This window comes from Wenzhouxiangella sp. YN1, assembly GCF_056324145.1.
Genome location: NZ_JBJNIO010000075.1, coordinates 1 through 25,421, shown reverse-complemented (window position 1 = coordinate 25,421; position 25,421 = coordinate 1). Strand labels below are relative to the sequence as shown.

The window sequence follows — 25,421 nt, the reverse complement described above, 5'->3', positions numbered from 1 at the left end:
AATTTAAGTGGGTTTGGCCGGGAATTCGGGTGGATGGGCGCCGCTCCATCAGCACGCGTATCCCCGGACTTGATCCGGGGTCTTTTCTGCGTTTGGTGCCTGCGGATGGGAGATCCCGGCTCTGCGCTGCGCTTGGCCGGGAATTCGGGGTTGTGAGCTTGGCCGGGAATTCCGGAGGTAGGCAGGGCGTGGCCGGGAAATTCTTTGCAAAATCAGCGCCCGAGCGCTAGGATTTGATCAGCTTTCAACGGATTTGACCCATGCCTGCCCAACCCGCCGCCGTGATGCGCCTGCCCTCGCTTGGCCGCAAGCTGGTCGATGCCGGCTTGGTGACCGAGGACAAGGCGCTTCAGATTGCCAGCGAAGCCACCAAGAAGGGACGCACCTTTACCAGTCACATTGTCCGGGAAAAAGCAGTGGACGCCATCGGATTCGCGCACGTGGCGGCCGCGGATTTCGGCATGCCGCTGGTGGATCTGGCCGCGGTGGATCTCAAGCACGCACCGATGGACTCGGTCAGCGAAGAGCTGATTCGCAAGCACCTCATTCTGCCCATTCTCAAACGCGGCAAGCGCTTGTACGTTGTTGCCGCCGACCCGGGCAACAAGGCGGGAATCGACGAGCTGGCATTTTCCACCGGGCTGTCGGTGGAGGCTATTCTGGCGCCCTATTCGGCCATCGAGCCGGCGCTGGATCGCGCACTGGCCGGCTCGTCGCAGGCATTCAGCGAGCTGACCGAAGAAGAAGACGATCTCGACAGCCTGCAATTCGACGCCGGCGAGGAAGCCCAGGAAGAGGCCAGCGACACCGACGGTGCCGACGACGCGCCGGTGGTGCGCTTTGTCAACAAGGTGCTGGTCGACGCCATCCGTCGCGGGGCGTCCGACATTCATTTCGAGCCTTATGAAGACGAATACCGCGTTCGTTTTCGTATCGACGGCGTGCTGGTTACCCAGGTGCGCCCGCCACGACGCATGGCGCCGCGGCTGTCGGCACGGCTGAAGGTGATGGCCAATCTGGATATCGCCGAGCGACGCATTCCGCAAGACGGGCGCATCAAGTTGAATGTGACCAAGAGCACGGCCTACGACTTTCGTGTTTCCACCTGCCCGACGCTGTGGGGCGAGAAGATCGTGCTACGTATCCTCGATTCCTCCGGCGCCTACCTGGGGCCGGAAAAACTGGGCTTCGAGCCCGAGCAGCAGGAAAACTACCTCTCGGCCATTTCCAAGCCCTACGGCATGGTGCTGGTCACGGGGCCGACCGGCTCCGGTAAGACGGTCACGCTCTACACGGCGCTGGGCATTCTCAACGACGAGGGGCGCAATATTTCCACCGTCGAAGACCCGGTGGAAATCCGCATGAAGGGCGTCAACCAGGTGCAGCAGAATGCCAAGCAGGGCCTGACCTTTGCCGCCGCGCTGCGATCGTTTCTGCGCCAGGACCCCGACATCATCATGGTCGGCGAGATCCGCGACCTGGAAACAGCCGAGATTGCCATCAAGGCCGCCCAGACCGGTCACCTGGTGCTCTCGACCCTGCATACCAACGACGCCCCGGCCTCGGTGGCGCGCCTGATGAACATGGGCGTGCCCAGCTACAACATCGTATCCACCGTGCACCTGGTGGTGGCACAGCGCCTGGCGCGCACGCTGCACTCATGCAAGAAGCGCGAAGACGTGCCCGACGACGCGCTGCTGAAAGTCGGTTTCAGCGAAGAAGAGGTGGCCGAGGGCATCAAGGTGTTCCAGGGCGGCGGATGCGACCAGTGCACAGGCGGTTACAAGGGCCGCTCGGGCGTGTTCCAGGTAATGCCGGTGTCGGAAGAAATGGAAAAGATCATTCTCGAGGGCGGCGGCGCGCTGGAGCTGGAAAGGCAGTCGGCCAGGGACGGCGTGATCGACCTGCGCCGCGCGGCCTTGAACAAGGTAAAAGATGGCCGAATCAGCCTGGCAGAAATGAACCGGGTGACGAAGGATTGAGGTTGGGGTTGGCTGGTTGGCTGGTTGGCTGGTTGGCTGGTTGGCTGGTTCGGCATCCGCAAGGATCGGTGGGCGGCTGCGCCGCGAGCGGTGGGTGAGCCGATTAGGTGGTCAGCCGGTTCGGCGCGTCAGGCCGTGTTGCTGTTGAGGTAGCGTTGGAAGGCGCTGATCCTGCGGGCCGTGCCAATTGCTTGTCTTTGCAGGAATTGGAATTGATCGTGCCTGATCTGGCCCGTGTCCAGCGCAGCGTACAGGTGGGATTGCACTTCGGCGCACGAGCCGCGAGCGATGCGCAGAAAATGCCTGAATTCATTCGGATTCTTTCGCTCGAACCCCTCGGCGATATTAGCCATCACCGAAACTGCCGAGCGCTGCAGTTGATTCCGAAGGCCGAAATCCCGGCTCAGGGCAGTGTTACGGCAGCACCGGTAGACCTGCTGCACCAAAATCCGGGCCCCCTTCCAAGCCTCGATGTCCTCAAACCGAGAAATTGTCCCCATACCAAACGCTTAGAGCCAACTTGCCCATCAGTTTAGCAGCAGCAGTCAATTAATCGCCAATCCCCGAAGCTGCCGAACCAGCTAACTAGCCAACCAGCAAACCAGCCAACTTCGGCGCTACCGGTGCCCACCCCTTGGGCAGCACCCCCCGCCTGAAGTCCCACCTTGCATTTATCCCGGTTTCTGCGCAAAATCACCACATTAGGGACAACTGTGCAGGCCGGACACGAGCGCTGGCCAACACCAGTCAGCATGCAGGAGCGGGAATAGATGTCGACCACCCAGGAGCAGATGCAGACCTTCCTTTGGGAAGGGATGGACCGGCGCGGCAAGCGGTTGAAGGGCGAGCGAATTGGCCGGAACGAGCTGATCGTCAAGGCTGAACTGCGCCAGCAAGGAATTGTACCCGGCCGGGTCAAGAAAAAGCCCAAGCCACTGTTTGGCACGACGGGCAAAAGAATCAAGCCCAAGGATATTGCCGTATTCACCCGGCAATTGGCCACGATGCTGTATTCCGGCATTCCGCTGGTTCAAGCGTTCGGCATCATCTCCCAGGCGTCTGAGAACCCGCGCATGAAGACGCTGATCAATACAATCCGAACAGATGTCGAATCAGGTGACACCCTGGCCGAAGCCCTGGGCAAGCATAGAAATTATTTTGACGACCTCTACGTCAACCTGGTGACCTCTGGAGAGGCCGCTGGTGTTCTGGACCAGGTTCTGGACTCGATTGCCAGCTACAAGGAGCGTATCGAGTCGATCAAGGGCAAGATCAAGAAAGCGATGTTTTATCCGGCGGCCGTTATTGCGGTAGCCATAGCCGTTACCGCCCTGCTTTTGATCGTTGTCATTCCCCAGTTCGAGGAAATGTTTCAAAACTTTGGCGCCGACCTGCCCGCATTCACGCGGATGGTCGTGAACATGTCCGAGTTCATGCAATCAAAGGGCTGGCTCCTGCTGATTCTGGGCGTTGCGGCCATCGTTGGACTGATACAGCTGCGGAAGCGCAGCGCAAAATTTGGCCACTTCATCGACCGACTGTCCCTCAGGCTTCCGATTGTTGGGCCGGTGCTGGAGAAATCAGCGCTTTCGCGTTTCGCCAGCACGCTGTCGACAACCTTTGCCGCTGGGGTGCCCCTTGTCGAGGCACTGAAAACGGTGGCCGGCGCAACCGGCAATATCGTATACGAAGACGCCACGCTTCAGATCCGGGACGATGTCGCCACCGGCCACTCACTTCAGCTGGCGATGCAGCAGACCAAGCTGTTTCCCCCGATGATGGTTCAAATGACCGCAATCGGTGAAGAGGCCGGCTCGCTGGATGACATGCTCGACAAGGTATCGAGCTTCTACGAAGAAGAGGTCAACAACACCGTCGACGCGCTCTCAAGCCTGCTCGAGCCGATCATCATCGTGTTCATCGGCGTGGTCGTTGGCGGCATGGTCGTGGCCATGTACCTGCCGATCTTCCAGATGGCAGCGGTGATGTGACGGGTATTGGGATGTGTGAAGTGGGAAGTGGGAAGTGGGAAGTGGGAAGTGGGAAGTGGGAAGTGGGAAGTGGGAAGTGGGAAGTGTGAAGTGGGAAGTGGGAAGTGGGGAGTGTGAAGTGTGAAGTGTGAAGCTGGGTGTTGGCTGGTTCGCCGCCGTACTCCCGGCCTTGAGCCGAGATCTTCCATCCAAAGGCGCCGTGGTTAGAGAAGGCCCCGGATCGGGTCCGGGGATGCGGCGGCTTTGCGCCAACTACGGTATTCCCGGCCTTTAGTCGGGATCTTCTGACCGGCAGCGCCTGCGTTCAGGAAGGCCCCGGATCGTGGTCCGGGGATACGGGGTACTGGATTGGCTGGCTAGTTGCCGTATTCCCGGCCTTGAGCCGGGATCTCTCTGGCTGAAGGCGCCTGCGTAAAGGAGGCCCCGGATCGTGGTCCGGGGGGACGGAGGCATCATTTTTGACACAAGGGAATCTGGCTTGGAATTTTTCGACACTTTGAACGCACTGCCGCCGGCGGTTCTCGGGACCGCCGTTTTTGTTCTCGGGCTGCTGGTGGGCAGTTTTCTCAACGTGGTGATTCTGCGGCTGCCGGCGCGTTTGTTTCACGACTGGCGCTGTCAGTGCCGGGAACTGCTGGAGATCGACGAACCGGAAGCGGCGCCGCCGGGGCTGGTAGCCAGGCGCTCGCACTGCCCGCGTTGCAAGGCAACGATTGCCTGGTACGACAATATTCCGATGGTGAGCTGGCTGGTGCTGGGGCGAAAGTGCCGAAGCTGCCGCGAGCCGATTTCTTTTCGTTACCCCTTGGTCGAGCTGGTCACAGCGGCTCTGTCGGCGGCCGTAATCATTCATTTTGGCGCCACGCCCGAGGGCGCGGCCGCGCTGGTGTTGACCTGGGCGCTGATCGCGGCCACGGGAATCGATTTCGACCACCAGCTGCTGCCCGACCAGATCACCCTGCCCCTGCTGTGGCTGGGCCTGGCGCTGAACCTGTGGCTGGGGCTGTTTGCCAGCGTCGAGGGTGCGCTGATCGGCGCCATTGCCGGCTACCTGGCGCTGTGGTCGGTGTTCCACCTGTTCAAGCTCGTCACCGGCAAGGAGGGCATGGGCTACGGCGACTTCAAGCTGCTCGCCGCGCTGGGCGCGTGGATGGGCTGGCAGGTGCTGCCGGTGGTGATTCTGCTGGCCTCTTTGGTGGGCGCGGTCTCGGGCATTGCCATCATGATCGCCACCCGCCGCGGCAAGGAAGTGCCAATCGCCTTCGGCCCGTATCTCGCCGCCGCCGGGTGGATTGCGCTGATCTGGGGGGAGCGGATGGTGGATTACTGGTTGTATCTGTGACCAGTTGGCGGGTTGGCCGTGCCTGGCTGAAACCTCGTCCGTCGCGGATGTAACCGCGACCTGCGCAGGCTGCCGACCCCCCCCACGCATCGCGCAATGCCGTAGGTCGGCGTTACATCGCCGACGGACAACCCGGACGATCGCGACACACATGGCTCACGTGTGCGCGGAAACGACGAATGTCGTCCGTCGCGGATGTAACCGCGACCTACGCGGCGCCTATCCGGCGCCGTCCGGGCAACGACATGAGTAGGTCGGGGCTACGTCCCCGACGGACGACGTGGCGGGACTGGACACACGTCGCTGACCCCGGCACCGATCCGGAGCCTCGTCCGTCGCGGATGTAACCGCGACCTACGCGGCGCCTATCCGGCGCCGTCCGGGCAACGACATGGGTAGGTCGGGGCTACGTCCCCGACGGACGACGTGGCGGGACTGGACACACGTCGCTGACCCCGGTACCGATCCGGAGCCTCGTCCGTCGCGGATGTAACCGCGACCTACGCGGCGCCTATCCGGCGCCGTCCGGGCAGCGACATGAGTAGGTCGGCGTTACATCGCCGACGGTCGAGGTGGCAATCAGACGTTGAAGCGGAAGTGCATGACGTCGCCTTCATTGACGATGTAGTCCTTGCCTTCGAGCCGCAATTTGCCGGCGGCCTTGGCGCCGGCTTCACCCTTGCAGGCAATGAAATCGTCGTAGGCGGTGACCTCAGCGCGGATAAAGCCCTTTTCGAAGTCGGTGTGGATGCGTCCGGCTGCTTGCGGGGCGGTGGAGCCCTTGCGCACGGTCCAGGCACGCACTTCCTTCGGCCCGACGGTGAAGAAGGTAAGCAGATCCAGCAGTGCATAGCCGGCGCGGATGAGGCGGTGCAGGCCGGGTTCGTCTTCGCCCAGGTCGGCGAGGAACTCGGCCTGTTCTTCGTCGTCGAGCTCGGCCAGCTCGGCCTCCATGGCGGCGCACAGCACCACGACTTCGGCCTGTTCGCCGGCCGCGTAGTCACGCACGGCACGCACGTGGGCATTGTCGTGCGCGCCGCTGTCGTCAACGTTGGCTACGTAGAGCACCGGCTTGCGGGTGATGAACTGCCAGGTTCTGAGGGCGACGCGCTCTTCGTCGTCCATTTCGAGGGTGCGCAACGGCTGGCCCTCGCCCAGGTGGGCAACGACGCGCTCGAGCAACGCAGCCTGGCGGATGGCTTCCTTGTCGCCGGATTTGGCCTGGCGGCTGATCTTGTCGAGCGCGCGTTCGGCCACTTCCAGGTCGGCCAGGCACAGCTCGGTATCGATGGTTTCGATGTCGGAGACCGGGTCAACGCGGCCCGAGACGTGGGTGACGTCGTCGTCTTCGAAGCAGCGCACGATGTGAGCGATGGCGTCGGTTTCGCGGATGTGGGCCAGGAACTTGTTGCCCAGACCTTCTCCACGCGAGGCCCCGGAGACCAGGCCGGCAATGTCGACAAATTGCATCATCGTCGGCAGCGTGCGCTCGGGCCGGGCCGCCGCCGCCAGTTCATCCAGGCGTGGATCGGGCACGGGCACCATGCCGACGTTGGGCTCGATGGTGCAGAACGGGTAGTTCTCGGCCTGGATGCCGGCCTTGGTCAGGCAGTTGAAAAGCGTCGACTTGCCCACGTTGGGCAGGCCGACGATGCCGCATTTGAAACCCATGGGTTGTTCTCGCTTCTCTCGGTTGGTTGGTTTGTTGATACGTTACGGCTTCGCCTTCACGCATGCTACGGGTGTTTTCCTCGATTGCCCGAGCTTGTTGGCTATGGTATTCCCGGCCTCGGAGCCGGGATCCTCCTGGCTATGGTGCCGGCGCCAGAGAGGCTCCCGATCAAATCCGGTGCTGCAGGGTGCTTATGGCTTGGTGTGCAGCCTCTTCATCGCCTCGCCGGAATCACCTTCGAGCAGGTGCGGCAAAGCGTCCACGGCGCGTTGAACGGCGTCGAGGATGGCCTTTTCATCTTCGGCCCCGGCCCGGCTGAGCACCCACGGCGTCACCGCCTCCTTGAAGCCGGGGTGGCCGATGCCGATGCGCACGCGCCAGAAATTCTGGCTGCCCAGGTGGCTGAAGGTGCTTCTTAACCCGTTGTGCCCGCCGTGTCCGCCGCCAAGCTTGAGCTTGACGGTGCCCGGCGGCAGGTCGAGGTCGTCATATGCCACCACCACCTGCTCGGGTGCCACGTTGAAGTAGTCGGTTGCGGCGCGAATCGCCTGGCCCGATTCGTTCATGAAGGTACCGGGGCGAAGAAACACGCAGTCTGCACCGGCAAAGGGCGCCTTGGCGGCGTCGCCGTGCAGCTTACGGTTGGGTTTGAGGCCCAGCGACTCTCGTCGATCGAGCTCGTCAATGAGCCAGAACCCGGCGTTGTGCCGGGTTCTCTCGTATCTGCTGCCCGGGTTACCCAGGCCGACAATCAGCCAGCGGTCGGTCAACGGCGCGCTCAGTCCTGCTTGTCGTCGTCGCCTTCGTCTTCGCCTTCGGCGTCTTCGGCAGCGGCGGCTTCTTCGCCCACGGTTTCGACTTCAGCGCCTTCGTCAAGGGCGGCATCGGCTTCAGCAGCCATTTCGCCCGTGCCCTGGCTGGCGCGGATGTAGAGCGCGGTAACGATGGAGTAGTCGTGCTCCTCACCTTCATAGTGGAGCATCGGCAGTATCACGCCTTCAGGCAGCTCGATGTCGCTGAGCATGATGCTCTCGCCGGGCTCGAGCTTGGCCAGATCAACCTCCAGATACTCCGGCAGGTCGCCAGGCAGCGATTCGACTTCCACATCCATGACCTGATAGGAAATGACCACACCGGCCTCCTTTTCGGCCGGCGAAATTTCCTCGTTGATGAAGTGCAGCGGCACCTGCATGCGAATTTCCTGATCGTCAGAGATGCGCAGGAAATCGGCGTGGATCAGTACGGGCTTGAACGGATGACGCTGCAGATCACGAAGAACGACCTTTTGCCTTTTCTCGCCCACTCGCAGCTCGAGCACGGAGGAATGAAAGGCCTGCTCATCGGATTCATGCATCAGGTAGTTGTGGTCGATGGTGATGCTGACCGCGTCGCGATCACCGCCGTAAACCACGGCCGGCACCCGACCCGCGCGGCGCAGGCGGCGGCTCGCACCTTTCCCCACGTCCGTACGCATTTCTGCCGGAATCTTGTATTGTTTCGCCATGACGATTCGTCTCTTTCCAAGGGTTGAATGACCGACCGCCCGCGACCAGGCAGTCGGAACAAGCCCGCCATTATAGCGCCCTTCGAGCCCGCGCAAAAGCCCGCTGTCGCGTTGTGCGGGTTGTGGGGCCCGGTTAGAGCCGCCACGCGTGGCCAGGCACGCCACGTCGCCCGTCGGCGATGTAACGCCGACCTACGTTGCCCGGTGCGTGGGCGGGGCTCGTCGGCGGCCTGCGTAGGTTGCGGTTACACCCGCAACGGACGAGGTACCGGAGCGCCCCGACGTCAGCCACGCGTGGCCAGGCCCGCCGCGTTGTCCGTCGGCGATGTAACGCCGACCTACGTTGCCCGGTGCGTGGGCGGTTCGTCGTCGGCCTGCGTAGGTTGCGGTTACATCCGCGACGGACGAGGTACCGGAGCGCCCCGACGTCAGCCACGCGTGGTCAGGCCCGCCGCGTTGTCCGTCGGCGATGTAACGCCGACCTACGTTGCCCGGTGTGTGCGGGGCTCGTCGGCGGCCTGCGTAGGTTGCGGTTACATCCGCGACGGACGACTTTCACGGCTCCTCCCACTGCCCGCTTTCGGCCCAGCGCTCCAGCGCCGCCATCCAGGGATCGATATCGAGCCCCTCGGCGGCGAGCCAGTCGTCGTCAAAGTACGTGTCAGCGTAGCGGTTACCGCCGTCGCACAGCAGGGTGACCACGCTGCCCTTTTCGTCGCGCTGGCGCATTTCGGCGAGCAGGCGTACGACGCCGATCAGGCTGGTTCCGGTCGAACCACCGCAGCGCCGGCCCAGCCAGTGCTCCAGAAAGCGAACTGCGGCCATCGAGGCCGCATCGGGAATACGCTCCATACGATCGACCAGCGACGGTATGAAGCTCGGCTCGACCCGTGGCCGGCCGATGCCCTCGATGCGCGAGGCCTGGTCAGTGGTCAGGCTCGCGTCGCGGCTCTCAAAATAGTCGGCGAAGACCGAGTTCTCCGGATCGACCACACACATCTGGGTGGGGCAGCCGGCAAAGCAGCGATAGCGCATGTAGCGGCCGATAGTGGCCGCCGTGCCGCCGGTGCCGGCCGAAACCACCACCCAGCGCGGATGAGGCTGCGGCTCCAGCGCCATCTGCGCAAACAGCGATTCGGCAATGTTGTTGTTGCCACGCCAGTCGGTGGCGCGCTCGGCGTATGTGAACTGGTCCATGTAGTGGCCTCCCAGCTCACGCGCCAGGCGCTCGGATTCCGAATAGATTTCTCCCGGTTCAACCAGATGCGACTCGCCGCCATAGAAGGCAATCTTTGAAATTTTCTTGCACGAGGTATCCCGCGGCATCACGGCAATGAAGCGCAGGCCGAGCAGGCGCGCAAAGTAAGCCTCTGACACCGCCGTGGAGCCACTGCTGGCTTCGACGATGGGCGTGTCGGGCCCGATCCAGCCGTTGGACAGGCCGTAGAGAAACAGCGAGCGCGCCAGGCGGTGCTTGAGACTGCCTGTCGGGTGAATCGACTCGTCTTTCAGATAGATCTGCCAGCCCTGCCAGGCCGCCGGCATGTCTGCACGGATCAGGTGGGTGTCGGCAGAGCGGTTGAAGTCGGCATCAATGGCCCGGATCGCATCAGCGACCCAGCGGCAGCGAGTGGAGGTCATGCAAAAGGCCCGGTGATTGGTCTCCCGGCATGATACCGCGACTGAATAGAATCAAGGCGGGCCTGAAACCTTCCTGCTAGAATTGCGGTCTGACTATTCGCAACTCATCATTCAACCTCAAGGATCAACGCCCACAATGAGCGAGAACCTTCGTGCACATACCATCAGCCGCGGTCGCTCGACCGCGATGGACGACAATGCGCGCCGCGTGCTGCGCAACACCTGGAACCTGCTGTCACTGACGCTGCTGTTCAGTGCCGGCGTGGCCTGGCTTTCGATGGCCAATAACTGGCCGCACCCGGGGCTGGTGATCACGCTGGTGGGCTATTTCGGCCTGCTGTTCGCCACCCAGGCGCTGCGCAACTCGGCCTGGGGCATTCTGACCACTTTTGCGCTGACCGGCTTCATGGGCCTGACCATCGGCCCGATCATCAGCGCCTACACGACCATGTTCAGCAACGGCGACCAGCTGGTCATTGCCGCCATGGGCGCCACCGGCGTGGCCTTTGTCGGCCTGTCGGGCTTTGCGATGGTGACCAAGAAGGACTTCGGGTTCATCGGGCCGATGCTGTTTGCCGGCATTCTGGTGGCCTTCGTGGCCAGCCTGATTGCCGTGTTCTTCAATATGCCGGCGCTGAGCCTGGCCGTGAGCGGCATGTTTGCGCTCCTGATGTGCGGCCTGATTCTCTACCAGACCCAGCAGATCGTCAGAGGCGGCGAGACCAACTACATCATGGCGACGGTCACGCTGTTCGTGTCGCTCTACAACCTGTTTCTGAGCCTGCTGCAGCTGTTCGGCTTTTTCTTCGGCGAAGAGTAAGGCGCTGGAGACAGTCCCCACCCCTTCGAAACCCCGGCCGCCGTGCCGGGGTTTTTTTATCGTGGACGCGCGCGCAACCCCGGCGCATGTTGCATCGCCCACAGCATCGCATTCCCGGCCTCCGAGCCGGGATCTTCCTGCCGAGGGTGCCTGCGCTCAGAGAGGCCCCGGATCGAGTCCGGGGGTTCGGGGTTTGCTGGTCCGGGGGTTTGGGATTTGCTGGTCCGGGGGTTCGGGGTTTGCCGAGGCGACGGGCTCTGAGCTGCCTGGTTGGCCGCCGTACTCCCGGCCCTGAGCCGGGATCTTCCTGCCGAGAGCGCCTGCGTTCAAAGAGGCCCCGGATCGAGTCGGGGGCTACCGGCTTTCTGGTTCGGGGCTGCGGGCGTGTCATCACGGAATGTGCGGGCGTGCCGTCGCGGGGGGTGTGGGCGCCCGAGCCGGCGCTGATGCGTTGGGCTTCGCTGCACGCATCCTGCGAAGCCATTGCAACCTCCGGCACAAGCCAGGCTCAAGCGTGGTGGTGTTGAACGCGACTTGGAAGAAGGCTGTCCAGCAGCAGCAGGATGACGCCGACGACGATGGCGGAGTCGGCGAGGTTGAAGGCGGGCCAGTGCCAGTCGGCGTAGTAGACGTCGATGAAGTCGACGACGTAGCCAAAGCGGATGCGGTCGATCAGGTTGCCGATGGCCCCACCGATGATCAAAGCCAGCGCCGCAGGCAGCAGGCGGGCGCGATGCGGCAGGCGCCATAGCCAGACCAGCAGCACACCAACGATCACGACGGCCACGCCGGACAAAAACCAGCGCTGCCAGCCGCTGCCGCCGGCCAGGAAAGAAAACGCCGCGCCGGTGTTGTGAGCCAGGGTGAGGTTGAGCCACGAGAACACCGCATTGGGGCGGTAGAGCTCGAGATGCTGCATGGCGAGCTGCTTGGTGTAGAGATCAAGCAGCACGATCAATGCGGCCATGCCCAGCCACAGGCCGTAGCGCCAGGGACGCATCGGCAACATGCGCTAACCCCAGTGCCGAGTCTCGCCCGGCCCTTCAACGTTTACCACGCAGCGCGCGCAGATTTCCGGATGGTCGGGATTGCTACCAACGCTGTCGCGATGGTGCCAGCAGCGCACGCATTTGGCGTGCTCAGTCGGCTTGACGCTGAGCTTGAGGGTGTCGCCGTCGATGTCGGCGGTTTCCATCGGCTCGGCCACCGGCGCGAGATGCACGTCGGACGAGATGAAGAAAAAGCGCAGCTCGTCGCCGACGGAGGCGAGCGATTCAGCCAGCTTTCCGGAGGCTTCCAGCGTGATTTCTGCCGCCAGTGAGGCGCCGATGGTCTTGTCGCGCCGAAGCTGCTCGAGCCAGGGGCCGACCACCTCGCGCACCTTGCGCAGGCGCTCAATGGTGTCACGAACACTGTCTTCGCCGCTCGTCAGGCCGTCGTACCAGGTGGCCAGCATGACCGACTCTGTATTTTTGCCGGACATCTCCTTCCAGATCTCCTCCGCGGTGAAGCAGCAGATCGGGGCGAGCCAGCGCACCAGGGCTTCGAGGATATGGTGCATGGCCGTCTGCGCCGAGCGCCGCGCCGGGTGGTCTTCGGGCAGGGTGTAGAGGCGATCCTTGATGATGTCGAGATAGAAGGCGCCCATGTCGACCGAGCAGAAGTGATGCACGCCCTGGTAGATGTTGAGATAGCGGTAGTTGCGATAGGCGTCGGTGACCTCGTCCTGCAGCCGCGCGGCCATGTCGACGGCATGGCGATCGAGCGGCAGCAGCTCGTCGAGTGCCCGGGCGTCGGTGGTCGGGTCAAAATCGTGCAGGTTGCCCAGCAAAAAGCGGGCAGTGTTGCGGATGCGCCGGTAGGCGTCGGCCACGCGCTTGAGGATCTCGTCGGAGACGCTCATTTCCTGGCGGTAATCGGCCGCGGCCACCCACAGGCGCAGGATGTCGGCGCCGAGCGTTTTCATGACCTGCTGCGGGGCGACGACGTTGCCCTGCGACTTCGACATCTTCCGGCCTTCGGCGTCGACGGTGAAGCCGTGGGTGAGCACCTGTTTGTATGGCGCGACACCGTGCATGGCCACCGAGGTCAAAAGCGAGGACTGGAACCAGCCGCGATGCTGATCGGAGCCTTCCAGGTAGATGTCGGCCGGGCGCGTAAGCTCGGCGCGCTTGTCGAGCACGCAGTGATGGGTCACGCCCGAGTCGAACCACACGTCGAGGATGTCGGGCACCGGCTCGTACTGCTCGCCGTCGACGCCCAGGCGCTCGGCAATGTCGTCGGCGTACCAGGCGTCGACGCCGTCGGATTCGACGATGTCGGCAAATTTGTGCAGCAGCTCGGGGGTATCAGGGTGCGGCTGCTGGCTGTCGCGGTCGATGAAAAAGCCCAGCGGCACGCCCCAGGTGCGCTGGCGCGAAATGCACCAGTCCGGCCGGGTCTCGATCATGCCGCGGATGCGCGCCTGCCCCCAGTCGGGCACCCAGCGCACCTTGTCGACTTCGCGCAGGGCCTGTTCGCGCAGGCCGGCCTGATCCATGGCGATGAACCACTGCGGCGTGGTGCGAAAGGCCGTGGGCGTTTTGTGGCGCCAGCAGTGCGGGTAGCTGTGGTCGAAGTCCTCGGCCGAGAGCAGCGTGCCGTTGGTGCGCATGTGCTCGACCAGCATGGCGTTGGCCTTCCACACGTGCTGGCCGCCAACCACCGGGGTCTCGTCGACGAACACGCCGCGCCCGTCGATGGGGTTGACCACCGGCAGATCGTATTCCTGGCCGACGTCGAAGTCTTCCTGACCGTGGCCGGGGGCGGTGTGAACCGCGCCGGTACCGGTTTCGGTAGTGACGTGCTCGCCGAGGATGGCCGGCACCTCGTAGTCGTTGAAGGGGTGGCGCAGGCGCAAATGCTCGAGCTGGTCGCCGCGAATGGTGCCCAGCACCTCGACCTTGTCCAGGCCGATGCGCTCGCACACCGCCTCGCGCAGCTCGCTGGCGACCACCAGATCGCGTTTGACGCCGTCGCGCATGCCGCGCACCAGGTCGTAGTCGAGCTCGGCGTTCAGACAGACCGCCTGGTTGGCGGGAATGGTCCAGGGCGTGGTCGTCCAGATGGCGATACCGGCATCGTCGGCCAGGCCGGTGACACCGAACAGGCTGGCGAGCTTTTCCGGATCAACCGCAGGAAACAGCACGTCGATGGCAATCGAGGTCTTGTCCTGGTATTCGATCTCGGCCTCGGCCAGGGCCGAGCCGCAGTCGAAGCACCAGTGCACCGGCTTGACGCCGCGCTTGAGATGGCCGCGCTCGACGATCTTCGCCAGCGCGCGCAGCATGTCGGCTTCGTAGCTGAAGTCGCGGCTGGCGTAGGGGTTGGCCCAGTCACCCAGCCCACCCAGGCGCTTGAAGTCCTCGCGCTGGTTGGCGATCTGCTTATCGGCATATTCGCGGCACTTCTGGCGAAAGGTGGCAGCATCGACCTTCTGACCGACCTTGCCGACCTTCTTTTCGACCTGCACCTCGATCGGCAGGCCGTGGCAGTCCCAGCCCGGCACGTAGGGCGCGCGGTAGCCGGCAAGCAGCGCCGAGCGCACCACGAAATCCTTGAGAATCTTGTTGACCGCATGCCCGATGTGAATGTCGCCGTTGGCATACGGCGGGCCGTCGTGCAGCACGAAGGTCTCACGGTCTGCGGTGGCCTCCTGCAGACGCGCGTAGAGCTCGTCGGCATACCACTGCTCGAGCATGCCGGGCTCGCGCTGGGCAAGCGAAGCCTTCATCGGAAAGGCGGTCTTGGGGAGGTTGATGGTTTTTTTGTAGTCCACGGGCGTTTTCAAGGGCTCTGGGTTCAGTTTCAGGAAATTTTCGATTACCAAATTCCAATTTACCAACAAACCTCAATGCTCAACTCCCAATGATCGAAACCCCTCAGCTTGGCCGGGGTTGTCTTGATCATTGGAAGCTCGGTCATCAGGTCCTTGTTTGAAAATTGGCGTTTGGTGCTTGTTCATTCATGCAGCAGCACTTCTCGCGCTTTGTCAGCATCCTTCTCCATCTGCTTGGTCAGCGCCTCGAGGTCGTCAAAATGCTCTTCGGTGCGAATGAACTCGACGAACTCGACTTCAAGGTGCTTGCCGTACAGATCGCCATCGTAATCGAACAGGTGCACTTCGAGCACCCAGTCAGTGCCGCCGAGCACCGGGCGGCGGCCCAGGCTGGCGACACCGGGATGCGCAACCAGGCCGGCGCCCGAAACGCGGGCGGCCAGGATGCCCGATAGCGCCGGCGGGTTCGGCGGCCGGATATTGACCGTTGGGAACCCCAGGCTACGGCCCAGACGGCGGCCGCGCAGCACCCGGCCGGATATGCGACAGGGCCGGCCCAGCAGGCGCTCGGCCTCGCCGAGCTTGCCCTCGAACAACGCGGTGCGGATGCGCGTCGATGAAATACGCTCTTGGCCGTCGACAACCGCCTCGACCTGTTCGACCTCGAAGCCGTAGCGCCGACCCAGCTTTCTGAGCATGGCAACGTCACCGGCCGCCCGCGAGCCAAAATTGAAGTCCGCGCCGACAACGACACGTTCGGCACGCGCACCGCGCACCAGCACATCGCGCACGAAACGCTCCGGGCTCTGACGGGCAAAGCCCGCGTTGAAGCGCAGCATGAACATCAGATCCAGCCCGTAATCGCGCGTGAGACGAATCTTGTCGCGCACGTTGAGCAGGCGCGGCTGCGGCGAGTCCGGCTTGAAGAAGGTGGCCGGCAGCGGCTCGAAACACATCAGCGCCGGCGTCAGTTTGCCGGCGCCGCTGCGGGCAGCCTCGATCAGCGCCTGATGGCCGCGGTGGAGACCGTCGAAATTGCCCACGGCCACCGAGGTGGCGGGCCATCTGTCGCGGTCGGGATTGAAGTGTCTGACGAGTCGCATGGCAAGCCATGGATTGTACCCGTTTTGAGCCTGTCGCTCTGCAAGTGCCGCAGCGTGTCCGGCCGGCGGTGCGCAGGCGATCAGCTCGGGGTGCTTTTGCCATGAGCCGGGCGGGCAAGGTGGCGCGGGCGCAGGCCGGTGGCGATAAGCACCAGTGCATAGGCTGCCGCGCCCGCGCCAATCACCAGCGCGATCATGCCGGCGCGCCACGCCGTTGTGGCCGCAAGCCAGCGCCCGACGTCGGGCTGGAGGGCCAGCAGCACCGCCGCCATGACCAGGCAGCCGGCAACCGCCTGCCCTACCCGGCGCCATGGCAGCCGCGGCGTGAGCGACTGGTGGCGCAGACCACGCCACAGCAGCGTGGCGTTGATCCAGCCCGACGCGCTGGAAGCCAGCGCCAGCCCGGCGTGCGCCCCGGGATGATTGGCCAGCATGACCCAGAAGCCGCCCGCATCGCTGCCACCGGCCAGCCACCAGGCAATCGCGATCACGAACAACACGTTCAGCCCCATGTTGGCGATCAGGGCAATGACGGCGATCTTGACCGGCGTTCTGGTGTCCTGACGCGAAAAGTAGGCCGGCGCCAGAACCTTGACGCCGATGAAGGCCGGCAGGCCCAGGCTGTAGGCCAGCAGCGCGCGCGCCGCCATCAACGCGTCCTGATCGGTGAAGGCGCCGTGGTGAAAGAGCGTGATGATCAGGGGCTCGGCCACCATCGCCAGGCCCACCGCCGCCGGCAGCGCGATGATCAGCCCCAGAGTGACGGCCCAGTCGAGCACGGCGCGATATTCCGCGCGCCCGTTGCGCGCGTGCAGCGACGAGAGCGTGGGCAGGATCACCACCGACAGCGCCACGCCGAACATGCCCAGCGGAAACTCCATCAGCCGATCGCCGTAGTACAGCCAGGCCAGCGAGCCCGAGGCCAGCAGCGAGGCGAAGAACACGTCGAACAGCAGGCTGACCTGCGCCACGGAAGAGCCGAACAGGGTCGGCACCATCAGCTTCATGATGCGCCTGACTCCCGGATGGCGAAAGTCGGGCCTTGGCAGCGGCAGCACATCGTGACGGGCCAGCAGCGGAAGCTGCACGGCCAGCTGGAGTACGCCGGCGGCGAGCACGCCCCAGGCGAGCGCCTTGATGGGCTGCTCGAACAGCGGGCTGAAGGCCACCGCCGCGGTAATCAGCGCCACATTGAGCAGCGCCGGCGTGAGCGCCGGCAGCGCAAAACGACCCAGGGTGTTGAGAATGCCGCCGGCCAGCGCCGTGAGCGCGATGAACAGCAGATAGGGGAAGGTCACCCGCAGCAGGTCGGTGGCCAACCGGAACTTTTCGGGGTCGTCGAGAAAGCCGGGCGCGAACAGCGTGACCACCCCGCCGGCCGCGAACACGCCCAGCGCGGTGACTACCAGCAGTACCGCCATCAGGCTGCCGGCCGTGGCGTCGATCAGCGACTTGAGGCGGGCGTGGTCGTGTTTTTCGCGGTATTCGTTGAGCACCGGCACGAAGGCCAGCGAAAACGAGCCCTCGGCAAACAGCCGGCGCAGGAAGTTGGGAATCTTGAAGGCAAAGACGAAAGCGTCCATCGCCGGCCCGGCCCCGAACCAGCGCGCGAACACGACGTCACGGGCAAAGCCCAGAATCCGCGAGATCAGCGTCATCGAGCTGAACGAGAAGATGCTCTTGAGAAGGCTCATCGCGCTCAGTCACCCACTGCTGCCAGCGCGTCGCATGGCCCGACGCGGCAGCCTGCATATGCATCGCACATGGCTTCTTGACTCCTGACCCCATTCATCCGATAATTGCCTGCTTGTTTTCCAATGACCGATTTTTTTCAGGAGACTCCAACGTGGCCAATAGCGTATCTGCCCGCAAGCGCGCCCGCCAGGCCGAGAAGCATCGCCAGCTCAATGCCTCGCAGAAATCGCACGTGCGCACCCAGATCAAGAAGGTGCTGCGCGCCATCGAGTCGGGCGACAAGGCCGCGGCCGAGCAGGCCTACAAGGCCGCCGTGCCGGCCATCGACCGCTCCGTTTCGAAAGGCGTCATGCACGCCAACAAGGCCGCCCGCCACAAGTCGCGGCTCAATCAGCACGTTCGCGACATGGCCTGAGCCTTTCGGGCACAAGCCGAACACGAAAAAGCCGCGCCTGACAGCGCGGCTTTTTCTTTGCCTGCACTTGCTTTTTTCCCCGCAATTGCTCTTTGCCCACACTGGGGTGATCACTTGAAGGGATTGGCCAGATCCAGCCCGCACCCCTCGAAATCCCGTATATTGCGGGTTGCCAACTCAAGGTTTCGGCTCAGCGCAATTGACGCAATCTGGCCGTCCGCCGTGCTCATTGGCCGACCGCTCGCTCTCCGATGGGCCATTATTTCGCCGTAAATCGTTGCCGCAGAATAGTCGAACTTCAGCACTCACCCGGTGAATACAGCCTTTACGAACCTCTCGAATCGGTATCTCAGCATCCGACCACGAGCGCCCTTCGGCAAGGCACAAATCCCATACTCGATCTCGGCTATCGTGATGGTGCTCAGCCACAGTCGTGTGGATTCCGACTCATTGAGCCAAGCGACCACACCGACATTCGGCCGGGGCTTCATGAGCTCTGACAGGACGTTGGTGTCGAGCAGAATCACGAATCCAGATCGATCGGCTCATGGGGAGCGCGATCGGGCAACTCGATCGTCGCGCCGTGCGACTCGCCAAAGAACTCGAGCGCCAGATCGCCCAGACGCCGGGGCGGAGCCACGGCATGGCGAATGATCCGCCGAACCTCCTCCTCCATCGAAACACCATTGCGAGCTGCTCGCATCCGGAGCAGCTCCAGTGTTTCCCGATCCAATCGTCTGACGCTCAAGCTGCCCATTTGGGCACCATCCATTCATCACCACTGATAGCACATGATATCACTCCGGACTCGCGTCACCCGGCTATCACCACCCTTGTATACCCGGCAGGTCTTCCGGGAAGCTGAGACGATAGCCGACGGTGAGCTTCAATTCCTCTCCGCCCGCCAGTTCGCGGTCCCAGGCGAGTACGCCGGGGCGGTCGTCGACCTTGCGGCGGTCGGGTTGTGTGCTCGAGTCGGTAAGGGAAACTTCGATGCGATCGTCGCGCGAGACCGGCATGGCGTCGAAGACGGTCAGCTCGATCGGGCGTGAATGGCCGTTGCTCACTGAAATCTCGTGTGCGCGGGTGAGCACGGTCGACTTGCGCAGCATGCCCTCGGTTGAACGATCGTCGCGCACCAGTTCGTATTCGACCGTGATGCGGTCGTCGACGCCGAAGCTCGAGGCCAGCTCTCCGCCGGGCGCCACGCCCTCGAAGCGTGTCTGACCGACCAGGGTGTCGTCCTGGTAGAGCGTGACCGAGCCGGGCGGCAGCGCGAGCTCGCCTTCCCAGTCACCTTCGGCGTAGAGCCAGGCGGTGGGCTGGTAGCGCGGCACCGTGCGCGCGCTCAGGGCCACGTCAACGGCGTGCTCGTCCAGGCGGAAGCGATGCGGCTGGTTGTCGGAGGCCACGCTGGCGCGGCCGGGCACGCGATAGGCCTGGGTGTATTCGTTGCCGACCAGCGCGGCGGTATCCCAGCCGGCCGCGGACTTTGCCGGCGCGGCTTCTGCTGCCACCATCGCGCTGCGCTGCAGGGTATCGCCGGCAAACCCCGCTGAATCACGGGCCTGCTCTTCGAGCGGCTGTTCCACATCCACCCACCACGGCGAGACCTCGGGCAGGCGCCCGCCGGCCGACGGGCGCGACAGCGACAGCCGAAGCTCGGCGTCGGACCAGTCTTCGCCGGTGCGCTGGCGCACCTCGGCAAGCTGGATGATCTGCAGCTTGTGGCCTTCAGTGTCCAGGCGCCACTCGTAAACCGGCCGCCAATAGGCACCGCCGACGGTGTACTCGACGGTGAATTCGGCCGTGCCGGATGCAGTAGCCTCCCAGGCCAGGCTGAGTGCGAGGGTATCGCGCTGGCGCTGGCCGAGATCGGCGAGCTCCTGTTCCAGACGCTTGATTTGTGCATTCAGATCACGTCGCTGGTGCTGCAGCTTGCGGCGCGCCGAAAGCACGGCCTCGGCGCCGCTGCCCACCGTCTCCAGCGCCTTGCTCCAGCCGTCGAGCGAGAGCTTGCCGTCGCTCTGCCCCGCCCCGTTGGCCAGCGAGCGCAGCAGGCTGAGCTGCATTTCGCGCGCCTGGATGTCGTCGTCGACCGCGTGCATTTCCTCGCGCAGCTTCTCGAGGCGCTGCTCGAGCTCGCGGGCGCGCTCGCTGACGCGCTCGCTGCCGCGCACCGTCTCGAGCTGGTAGGCACCCAGGCGCAGGCCTTCCGGCCCCGTGGCGGATATTCGCAGGCTGTCGCGCGACAGGCCGGTGGGCAGGTCGGAGCGGGTCAGCTCGCCGCTGCCGGCCCTGACCTCGACTTCGAAGACACGCGTGACCGTCGCGCGGTCGGGAAAGACGGTGACCGATTCGACCGCGGCGCCCGCCGGGAAGAGCCAGAAAAGGGTGAGAACTGCCGTTGGAATCCTTAGCATTACGCTTCTCCGGTTGATTAAGACGCTGCAGGCGGAAAGACCGCGGCCGAGCGGAGCGAGCCCAGCGGCGCCAACAGGATTGTGGGCTCAGTCGGCCGGGTTTTCTGCAGCAGCCTGGGTGGTCCCGCCGCCTTGCTCAAGGTAGTTCATCACGTCGCCGGTCAGTTTGTCCAGCCCCTTGTGAGCCACCGCCGAGATCGCATACCAGGGTGCGCGCCAATCGAGCTGCTCGATGATCTCAGCAGCGGCATCGCGTGCCAGCTCGTCGTCGAGCTGATCGATCTTGGTCAATACCAGCCAGCGCTCGCGCCCGGCCAGGTGTTGATTGAACTGCTCGAGCTCGCGTTCGAGCGCGCGTACCTGATCGGCGGGGTTACTGCCATCGGCCGGGACAATCTCGACCAGATGCAGCAACAGGCCGGTGCGCTGCAGATGCTTCAGGAATTGAATCCCCAGGCCAGCGCCTTCGGCGGCACCTTCGATCAGGCCGGGGATGTCGGCGATGACAAACGAGCGCCCCGCTTCGAGGCGGACCACGCCCAGATTGGGGTGCAGCGTGGTGAAGGGATAGTCGGCTACCCTGGGCCGAGCCGCGGACACCGCGCTGACCAGCGTTGACTTGCCGGCATTGGGAAAACCGAGCAGACCGACGTCGGCGAGCACCTTGAGCTCCAGATGCAGCTCGCGCGTTTCGCCCGGCGTGCCGGGCGTCGACTGCCGCGGCGCGCGATTGGTGGAAGACTTGAAGTTGATGTTGCCGCGACCGCCGCTGCCGCCGCGTGCAACGAGCATGCGCTGACCGTGCTCGAGTATCTCGCCGATCAGCTCGCCGGTCTCGGTAGCGGTGACAATGGTGCCCAGCGGCACGTGCACAACGATGTCGTCAGCCGACTTGCCGGTACGCTGGCGACCGGCGCCGGGTCGGCCGTTGTCTGCCTTGAACTGGCGGGCGTGACGGAAGTCGGCCAGAGTGTTGAGCCCGGAATCGCCGGCCAGCCAGACCTGGCCACCATCGCCGCCATCGCCGCCGTCGGGCCCGCCTCTGGGAATGAATTTCTCGCGCCGAAAACTGACACAACCATTGCCGCCGTTACCGGCGGCGACGCGAATCGTAGCTTCATCAACAAATTTCATGACTGCATTTTACCCGCTTGGTGCCGGCTTGCCGGGAACAGCCGCGGGGAGAATGAAACCTTTACGACGCAAAGACGCGGAGTAAGAGAAAACAATGGAACCACGGAAAGCATCAAACCAGAATCATCAGCCCGGCACGCATTCCTCCGCCTCGCCTTGTTTCACTTTCCGTGTCTTCCATGCTTTCCGTGGTGACCAGGTTTTGTCTCTTGAGCTGTTTCGCGTCTTTGCGTTCCAGGAATTTTGAATAGCGCCCCCGAATACGAAAAAGCCCCGCTCGAAGGCAGGGCTTTTTCGGCATCCGGCTGGGGCAGAATGCGGGTATTGTCGTTGCCTGTGGCGCCTACTCGATCGGTTCGATCGAGACGTGCCGGCGCACGGGCTTGCCGCGGCGTTCGAACTTGACCTTGCCGTCGGTCAGGGCGAAAAGGGTGTGGTCGCGGCCCACGCCGACGTTGGCGCCGGCATGAAAAGCGGTACCGCGCTGGCGGACCAGAATGTTGCCGGCCAGAACGGCTTCGCCGCCGTAACGCTTGACGCCCAGATATTGCGGATTTGAATCGCGGCCGTTGCGTGTCGAGCCGCCTGCCTTTTTATGAGCCATTGCTTAGCCCTCGATTCCTGTGATCTTGATTTCGGTGTAGTGCTGACGGTGACCCATCTGCTTCATGTGATGCTTGCGGCGCTTGAACTTGATGATGCGAACCTTGTCGCCGCGGCCGTGGTTCACCACCTCGGCGGTGACCTTGCCGCCCTCGACAGTGGGGCTGCCGATGCGCACATCGTCGCCTTCGCCAACCATCAGAACCTGGTCGATCTCGACGCTGGCGCCCTGCTCGGCGTCCAGTTTTTCGACGCGCAGCACGTCGCCTTCAGTGGCCCGGTACTGCTTGCCGCCGGTTGAAAATACCGCGTACATGGATGAATCTCCGCAAAAGCTCGCCAGTAAAGAGCGGGAATTCTACCCAACGACGCCGTGCGAGTCAATGCCGGCGGGCGATGACCGCCCGCCGGCTGGTGGCGCTTCTACAGCTACAGATCTGCCGGGCGGCCTGCGTCGGGCAGACTGTAGTCGCACACGCCCTGCGGATGGATCTGCTCGAGGCGGGCGATCTGGTCAGAATCAAACTGCCGCTCGCCGTAGGTGCCGTCGTTGAGCGCCCGGCTGACGGGCTTTAGCTGGCATTTGAATACCGCGCCGGTGATCGGGGCGCCGGCCTCGATGCGCGAGGTCGTGTAGGTCGGAAACGCCTGCGCGCAGGCGCCCCTGGCGCCGCTGTCGAGGATGCCATTCCACACATCTTCCCCGGCGGCGATCACCTCACCGTCGTAGCGGAAACAGGCGTCGACGGCCTCTTCGGGGCGATTGTCGACAACGGAGCTGCCCGGGTTGGCGCGGATGTTGGCCATCCAGTCATCCATCACTTCCAGCGCGGTGCGCTCGAGATCGAACTGCCCGATCTGATAGGGCGGCTCGTCGCCGATGCCGGCAAACCAGATGACCTGGTGGTTGGCGTTGCCCATGTGGTTGATGATGCGCTGGCGGGTGGCGAAGCTCTGGTTGGAGTTGTGCATGTCCAGCACCGGCTCGAGCCAGTCGCGGATGTCGAGCACGGGAATGTCGATCTGGCCATGGAAGACCTCGCCGGACTCGTACAGCGCCGCAATCGCCTCCCGGTCACCGCTGTGGCGCGGCGCTGGCGCGCTGCCGTCGCCGAGCATGATGTTGCGGCGGCTCCAGGGGTCGAAGTTTTCCGGGGTGGCATCACCGAGGAAGGGAAAGCCCTCCTGCACCATGTCTTCGGCGGGCTTCCAGCCGCCGATGCGGGCATTGAGGTGCAGGAACTGCTCGGCGTCGATGTCACCCGCGACGAAGGCGCGCAGGCCGTACTGCACGCCGACGTTATCGACGGCGCGGCGGGCGTAGCCATTCTCGTCGACGCCGTAGATGTTGCGCAGGTCGTCCATGTGCGTCCATTCGATGTCCATGATGGCCGACAGCGGCTCGTAGTGCTCAGCGTTGTCGACGGCGCCGTAATGCGGGTTCAGAGCCAGCGGCGAGAGCCCGCGCCAGGCCGGCACGCATTCGGTCATGCCGGGCGCGGCGCTGAAGCCCATGGCCAGCTGGGCCTCCTCGAACGGGTTGCCCATCCAGTCAACGGCGTTGAAGCCGACCAGCAGACTGCGATTCTTCGTGGTTTGCCAGAAGGGGTTGTCGCCATCGGTGGCGTCCATGTAGTGCTCGAGCAGCTCGCAGTCACCGACGTGGATGGTCTGAGTGACCATGTCGGGGTAGGAACGCTCGGGGATGGCCGCATCGATCAGGTCGGGGTGATTCTGGCCGTAGACATACTGCTGGATGGCGCCGCCGGAGGCGCCCAGGCCGACGGTATAGGTCGGCACGCCGTAGCGCTTGATGAAGCCTTCCTTGGTCATCAGCGCGGTTTCACCGCCGACCTGCAAATTGTAGTGCTCGCCGGTGCGCGTGCCGGTCGAGTAGGCAATGGCGTGGCCCAGGCCGAGCACCTTGGCCTTCATGGCGCGACTGGATGACCAGCGGCCCTGGGTGTGCCCGATGCCGACGCCGCCCTGGAAGTGATAGAGCAGGCGCCCGTTCCAGCGGCTGGTGTCGTGGTCGGCCGCGCCGGTGCCGATGAGATCCGGGTCGGCCAGCATCGCGTAGCTGTAGATGAAGCGGTTGATGGTGCCGCGTTCGACGCGAATGACGAAATCCACTTCTTCGCCGTCAATGGTCACAGTGGTGGCCAGGTCGTCGGGACGACTGCCGTCAGCCGGCCAGTCCGCCCACTTGTCACCGGTGGTGCGGTAGTGCCAGGTGATGAACGAATCGATGGAGCAGTTGCGGCTGTAGCCTATGACCGATCCGTCATCGCCGTAAACGCGGAATCCGGGCGGACTGCCGCTGTCGACCTTCGGCTGGATGCCGAACTGGTCAGCCACGGAGCATACGAAGGGGTGCTGCTGCGGACCGGACAACAGCGGGCCGGTGATCGGGTGGTTGACCACTTCAACCTGACCGCCGGGCTGCAGGAAGAAAAGACCTTCGTGGAAACGAAAGTGCCAGGCCTTGAGGGTGCTCTCCCCTTCCGGTAGCCCGTCGAGAAGATACTCGAGCCCCCCCTGGTCACGAAATGCGGTGGATGCGACCAGCTTGCCGTTGGCCATGAACAGGCTGCTGAGGTGGCCGGCGGGTGGATCGAGCGCGATGCGCACGTCACCGCCGGTGATCTGGTCGGGCGCGCTGGAGACAATTTCGATCTCGGCGCCGGACCCGCCGGCGAGCTGAATGGGAATCGGGGGCACGGCCACCGCCCAGGCCGCGCCGCAGGCCGCGAGCGCCGCGGCCGGCACGATGCCCGTGAAAAGCCGGCCCTTCCACCGCCGAAACAGACTGGATTGCATGCTTGTTCTCCCTTCGCAGATGCGTGTGAACGCGTCCGGGGCGCAGCGCGCGGCCCGGCGCAAATGGTCGTGTGCAAGCCGATCGGAACGAACGGTTCGCGCCCCCTGCTGTCTTCACATACTCTCATCGCCGGGGCCTTTGCCACAATCACGGCCGGCGGGCTATATTAACGGGCTTGTCCCGAATTCATGCGGCACTCGAAAATGAAATCGATCAGCGTCCGCGGCGCACGCACGCACAACCTGGCCAACGTCGACGTCGAGCTGCCCCGTGACAAGCTGATCGTGTTCACGGGGCTGTCGGGTTCGGGCAAGTCATCGCTGGCCTTCGACACCATCTATGCGGAAGGCCAGCGGCGCTATGTCGAGTCGCTTTCGGCCTACGCACGGCAGTTCCTGTCGATGATGGAAAAGCCCGATATCGACCATATCGAGGGCCTGTCGCCGGCGATCTCCATC

22 protein-coding genes are annotated in these 25,421 nt (G+C 63.9%); 6 read left to right on the top strand and 16 right to left on the bottom strand.

Features of this window, described 5'->3' with window-relative positions; translation table 11 throughout:
- The first annotated feature begins 260 nt into the window (after positions 1-260).
- Complete coding sequence (gene pilB / locus ACEWQZ_RS00465) at positions 261-1,982, top strand: type IV-A pilus assembly ATPase PilB (RefSeq protein ID WP_476481103.1); 1,722 nt, start codon at positions 261-263, stop codon at positions 1,980-1,982.
- 128 nt (positions 1,983-2,110) lie between these two features.
- On the opposite strand, the gene ACEWQZ_RS00460 is transcribed toward pilB, so the two are convergent.
- Positions 2,111-2,482: a four helix bundle protein gene (locus ACEWQZ_RS00460; protein WP_476481102.1), complete on the bottom strand. Its 372-nt coding sequence runs from the start codon at positions 2,480-2,482 to the stop codon at positions 2,111-2,113.
- A 270-nt stretch (positions 2,483-2,752) separates the two neighbouring features.
- Between ACEWQZ_RS00460 and ACEWQZ_RS00455 the strand changes: the two genes are divergently transcribed.
- Both ACEWQZ_RS00455 and ACEWQZ_RS00450 read left to right on the top strand, forming a co-directional pair.
- Complete coding sequence (locus ACEWQZ_RS00455) at positions 2,753-3,973, top strand: type II secretion system F family protein (RefSeq protein ID WP_476481101.1); 1,221 nt, start codon at positions 2,753-2,755, stop codon at positions 3,971-3,973.
- A 478-nt stretch (positions 3,974-4,451) separates the two neighbouring features.
- Positions 4,452-5,315 carry a prepilin peptidase gene (locus ACEWQZ_RS00450; protein WP_476481100.1) on the top strand — a complete coding sequence of 288 codons (864 nt, stop codon included), beginning with the start codon at positions 4,452-4,454 and terminating at the stop codon, positions 5,313-5,315.
- Positions 5,316-5,894: 579 nt separating this feature from the next.
- On the opposite strand, the gene ychF is transcribed toward ACEWQZ_RS00450, so the two are convergent.
- From ychF to ACEWQZ_RS00430, 4 genes are all read right to left on the bottom strand, one after another.
- Positions 5,895-6,986, bottom strand: coding sequence for a redox-regulated ATPase YchF (ychF, locus tag ACEWQZ_RS00445; RefSeq protein ID WP_476481099.1), 1,092 nt, complete (start codon positions 6,984-6,986; stop codon positions 5,895-5,897).
- A gap of 192 nt (positions 6,987-7,178) precedes the next feature.
- Positions 7,179-7,757: an aminoacyl-tRNA hydrolase gene (gene pth / locus ACEWQZ_RS00440; protein WP_476481098.1), complete on the bottom strand. Its 579-nt coding sequence runs from the start codon at positions 7,755-7,757 to the stop codon at positions 7,179-7,181.
- Between the two features lie 8 nt (positions 7,758-7,765).
- A complete protein-coding gene (locus tag ACEWQZ_RS00435; protein ID WP_476481097.1) occupies positions 7,766-8,491 on the bottom strand; it encodes a 50S ribosomal protein L25/general stress protein Ctc in 726 nt (241 codons plus the stop codon).
- Positions 8,492-9,046: 555 nt separating this feature from the next.
- Complete coding sequence (locus ACEWQZ_RS00430; protein ID WP_476481096.1) at positions 9,047-10,132, bottom strand: PLP-dependent cysteine synthase family protein; 1,086 nt, start codon at positions 10,130-10,132, stop codon at positions 9,047-9,049.
- Between the two features lie 136 nt (positions 10,133-10,268).
- On the opposite strand from ACEWQZ_RS00430, the gene ACEWQZ_RS00425 reads away from it, so the two are divergent.
- Positions 10,269-10,952: a Bax inhibitor-1/YccA family protein gene (locus tag ACEWQZ_RS00425; RefSeq protein WP_476481095.1), complete on the top strand. Its 684-nt coding sequence runs from the start codon at positions 10,269-10,271 to the stop codon at positions 10,950-10,952.
- 508 nt (positions 10,953-11,460) lie between these two features.
- On the opposite strand, the gene lspA is transcribed toward ACEWQZ_RS00425, so the two are convergent.
- The 4 genes from lspA to murJ all read right to left on the bottom strand — a co-directional run bounded on the left by lspA (position 11,461) and on the right by murJ (position 17,566).
- Positions 11,461-11,952, bottom strand: coding sequence for a signal peptidase II (gene lspA / locus ACEWQZ_RS00420; protein WP_476481126.1), 492 nt, complete (start codon positions 11,950-11,952; stop codon positions 11,461-11,463).
- 12 nt (positions 11,953-11,964) lie between these two features.
- Complete coding sequence (gene ileS / locus ACEWQZ_RS00415) at positions 11,965-14,724, bottom strand: isoleucine--tRNA ligase (RefSeq protein ID WP_476481125.1); 2,760 nt, start codon at positions 14,722-14,724, stop codon at positions 11,965-11,967.
- Between the two features lie 227 nt (positions 14,725-14,951).
- Positions 14,952-15,872, bottom strand: a complete 921-nt coding sequence (locus ACEWQZ_RS00410; protein WP_476481094.1) for a bifunctional riboflavin kinase/FAD synthetase — start codon at positions 15,870-15,872, stop codon at positions 14,952-14,954.
- A gap of 80 nt (positions 15,873-15,952) precedes the next feature.
- A complete protein-coding gene (gene murJ / locus ACEWQZ_RS00405; protein ID WP_476481093.1) occupies positions 15,953-17,566 on the bottom strand; it encodes a murein biosynthesis integral membrane protein MurJ in 1,614 nt (537 codons plus the stop codon).
- Positions 17,567-17,718: 152 nt separating this feature from the next.
- On the opposite strand from murJ, the gene rpsT reads away from it, so the two are divergent.
- Complete coding sequence (gene rpsT / locus ACEWQZ_RS00400; RefSeq protein ID WP_476481092.1) at positions 17,719-17,982, top strand: 30S ribosomal protein S20; 264 nt, start codon at positions 17,719-17,721, stop codon at positions 17,980-17,982.
- A 305-nt stretch (positions 17,983-18,287) separates the two neighbouring features.
- Here the strand turns inward: rpsT and ACEWQZ_RS00395 are convergent, their stop codons facing one another.
- The 7 genes from ACEWQZ_RS00395 to ACEWQZ_RS00365 form a co-directional block, all read right to left on the bottom strand.
- Entirely contained in the window at positions 18,288-18,509 is a 222-nt protein-coding gene (locus ACEWQZ_RS00395) for a PIN domain-containing protein (RefSeq protein ID WP_476481091.1), read from the bottom strand.
- Positions 18,506-18,739: a FitA-like ribbon-helix-helix domain-containing protein gene (locus ACEWQZ_RS00390; protein WP_476481124.1), complete on the bottom strand. Its 234-nt coding sequence runs from the start codon at positions 18,737-18,739 to the stop codon at positions 18,506-18,508. The genes ACEWQZ_RS00395 and ACEWQZ_RS00390 overlap by 4 nt, the downstream gene beginning before the upstream one ends.
- Positions 18,740-18,806: 67 nt before the next feature.
- Positions 18,807-20,405 (bottom strand): mucoidy inhibitor MuiA family protein, encoded by a 1,599-nt coding sequence (locus ACEWQZ_RS00385; RefSeq protein WP_476481090.1) that lies wholly within the window; start codon positions 20,403-20,405, stop codon positions 18,807-18,809.
- 87 nt (positions 20,406-20,492) lie between these two features.
- Positions 20,493-21,539 (bottom strand): Obg family GTPase CgtA, encoded by a 1,047-nt coding sequence (gene cgtA, locus ACEWQZ_RS00380; protein WP_476481089.1) that lies wholly within the window; start codon positions 21,537-21,539, stop codon positions 20,493-20,495.
- Between the two features lie 343 nt (positions 21,540-21,882).
- Complete coding sequence (gene rpmA, locus ACEWQZ_RS00375) at positions 21,883-22,143, bottom strand: 50S ribosomal protein L27 (RefSeq protein WP_476481088.1); 261 nt, start codon at positions 22,141-22,143, stop codon at positions 21,883-21,885.
- 3 nt (positions 22,144-22,146) lie between these two features.
- Positions 22,147-22,458, bottom strand: coding sequence for a 50S ribosomal protein L21 (rplU, locus tag ACEWQZ_RS00370; RefSeq protein ID WP_476481087.1), 312 nt, complete (start codon positions 22,456-22,458; stop codon positions 22,147-22,149).
- Positions 22,459-22,571: 113 nt separating this feature from the next.
- Positions 22,572-24,962, bottom strand: coding sequence for a DUF6351 family protein (locus ACEWQZ_RS00365; protein ID WP_476481086.1), 2,391 nt, complete (start codon positions 24,960-24,962; stop codon positions 22,572-22,574).
- Positions 24,963-25,166: 204 nt separating this feature from the next.
- On the opposite strand from ACEWQZ_RS00365, the gene ACEWQZ_RS00360 reads away from it, so the two are divergent.
- On the top strand, positions 25,167-25,421 hold a 255-nt coding region (locus ACEWQZ_RS00360), incomplete at its 3' end, for a hypothetical protein (protein ID WP_476481085.1).

Bases quoted from the DNA above. Each gene is read 5' to 3' on its own strand.
- ACEWQZ_RS00365 (WP_476481086.1), bottom strand. From the start codon at position 24,962: ATGCAATCCAGTCTGTTTCGGCGGTGGAAGGGCCGGCTTTTCACGGGC.
- cgtA (WP_476481089.1), bottom strand. From the start codon at position 21,539: ATGAAATTTGTTGATGAAGCTACGATTCGCGTCGCCGCCGGTAACGGC.
- rpmA (WP_476481088.1), bottom strand. From the start codon at position 22,143: ATGGCTCATAAAAAGGCAGGCGGCTCGACACGCAACGGCCGCGATTCA.
- murJ (WP_476481093.1), bottom strand. From the start codon at position 17,566: ATGAGCCTTCTCAAGAGCATCTTCTCGTTCAGCTCGATGACGCTGATC.
- ACEWQZ_RS00385 (WP_476481090.1), bottom strand. From the start codon at position 20,405: ATGCTAAGGATTCCAACGGCAGTTCTCACCCTTTTCTGGCTCTTCCCG.
- ACEWQZ_RS00435 (WP_476481097.1), bottom strand. From the start codon at position 8,491: ATGGCGAAACAATACAAGATTCCGGCAGAAATGCGTACGGACGTGGGG.
- ACEWQZ_RS00410 (WP_476481094.1), bottom strand. From the start codon at position 15,872: ATGCGACTCGTCAGACACTTCAATCCCGACCGCGACAGATGGCCCGCC.
- ACEWQZ_RS00425 (WP_476481095.1), top strand. From the start codon at position 10,269: ATGAGCGAGAACCTTCGTGCACATACCATCAGCCGCGGTCGCTCGACC.
- ACEWQZ_RS00430 (WP_476481096.1), bottom strand. From the start codon at position 10,132: ATGACCTCCACTCGCTGCCGCTGGGTCGCTGATGCGATCCGGGCCATT.
- ACEWQZ_RS00455 (WP_476481101.1), top strand. From the start codon at position 2,753: ATGTCGACCACCCAGGAGCAGATGCAGACCTTCCTTTGGGAAGGGATG.
- ACEWQZ_RS00460 (WP_476481102.1), bottom strand. From the start codon at position 2,482: ATGGGGACAATTTCTCGGTTTGAGGACATCGAGGCTTGGAAGGGGGCC.
- ychF (WP_476481099.1), bottom strand. From the start codon at position 6,986: ATGGGTTTCAAATGCGGCATCGTCGGCCTGCCCAACGTGGGCAAGTCG.
- ileS (WP_476481125.1), bottom strand. From the start codon at position 14,724: ATGAAGGCTTCGCTTGCCCAGCGCGAGCCCGGCATGCTCGAGCAGTGG.
- lspA (WP_476481126.1), bottom strand. From the start codon at position 11,952: ATGCGTCCCTGGCGCTACGGCCTGTGGCTGGGCATGGCCGCATTGATC.
- pilB (WP_476481103.1), top strand. From the start codon at position 261: ATGCCTGCCCAACCCGCCGCCGTGATGCGCCTGCCCTCGCTTGGCCGC.
- rplU (WP_476481087.1), bottom strand. From the start codon at position 22,458: ATGTACGCGGTATTTTCAACCGGCGGCAAGCAGTACCGGGCCACTGAA.
- ACEWQZ_RS00390 (WP_476481124.1), bottom strand. From the start codon at position 18,739: ATGGGCAGCTTGAGCGTCAGACGATTGGATCGGGAAACACTGGAGCTG.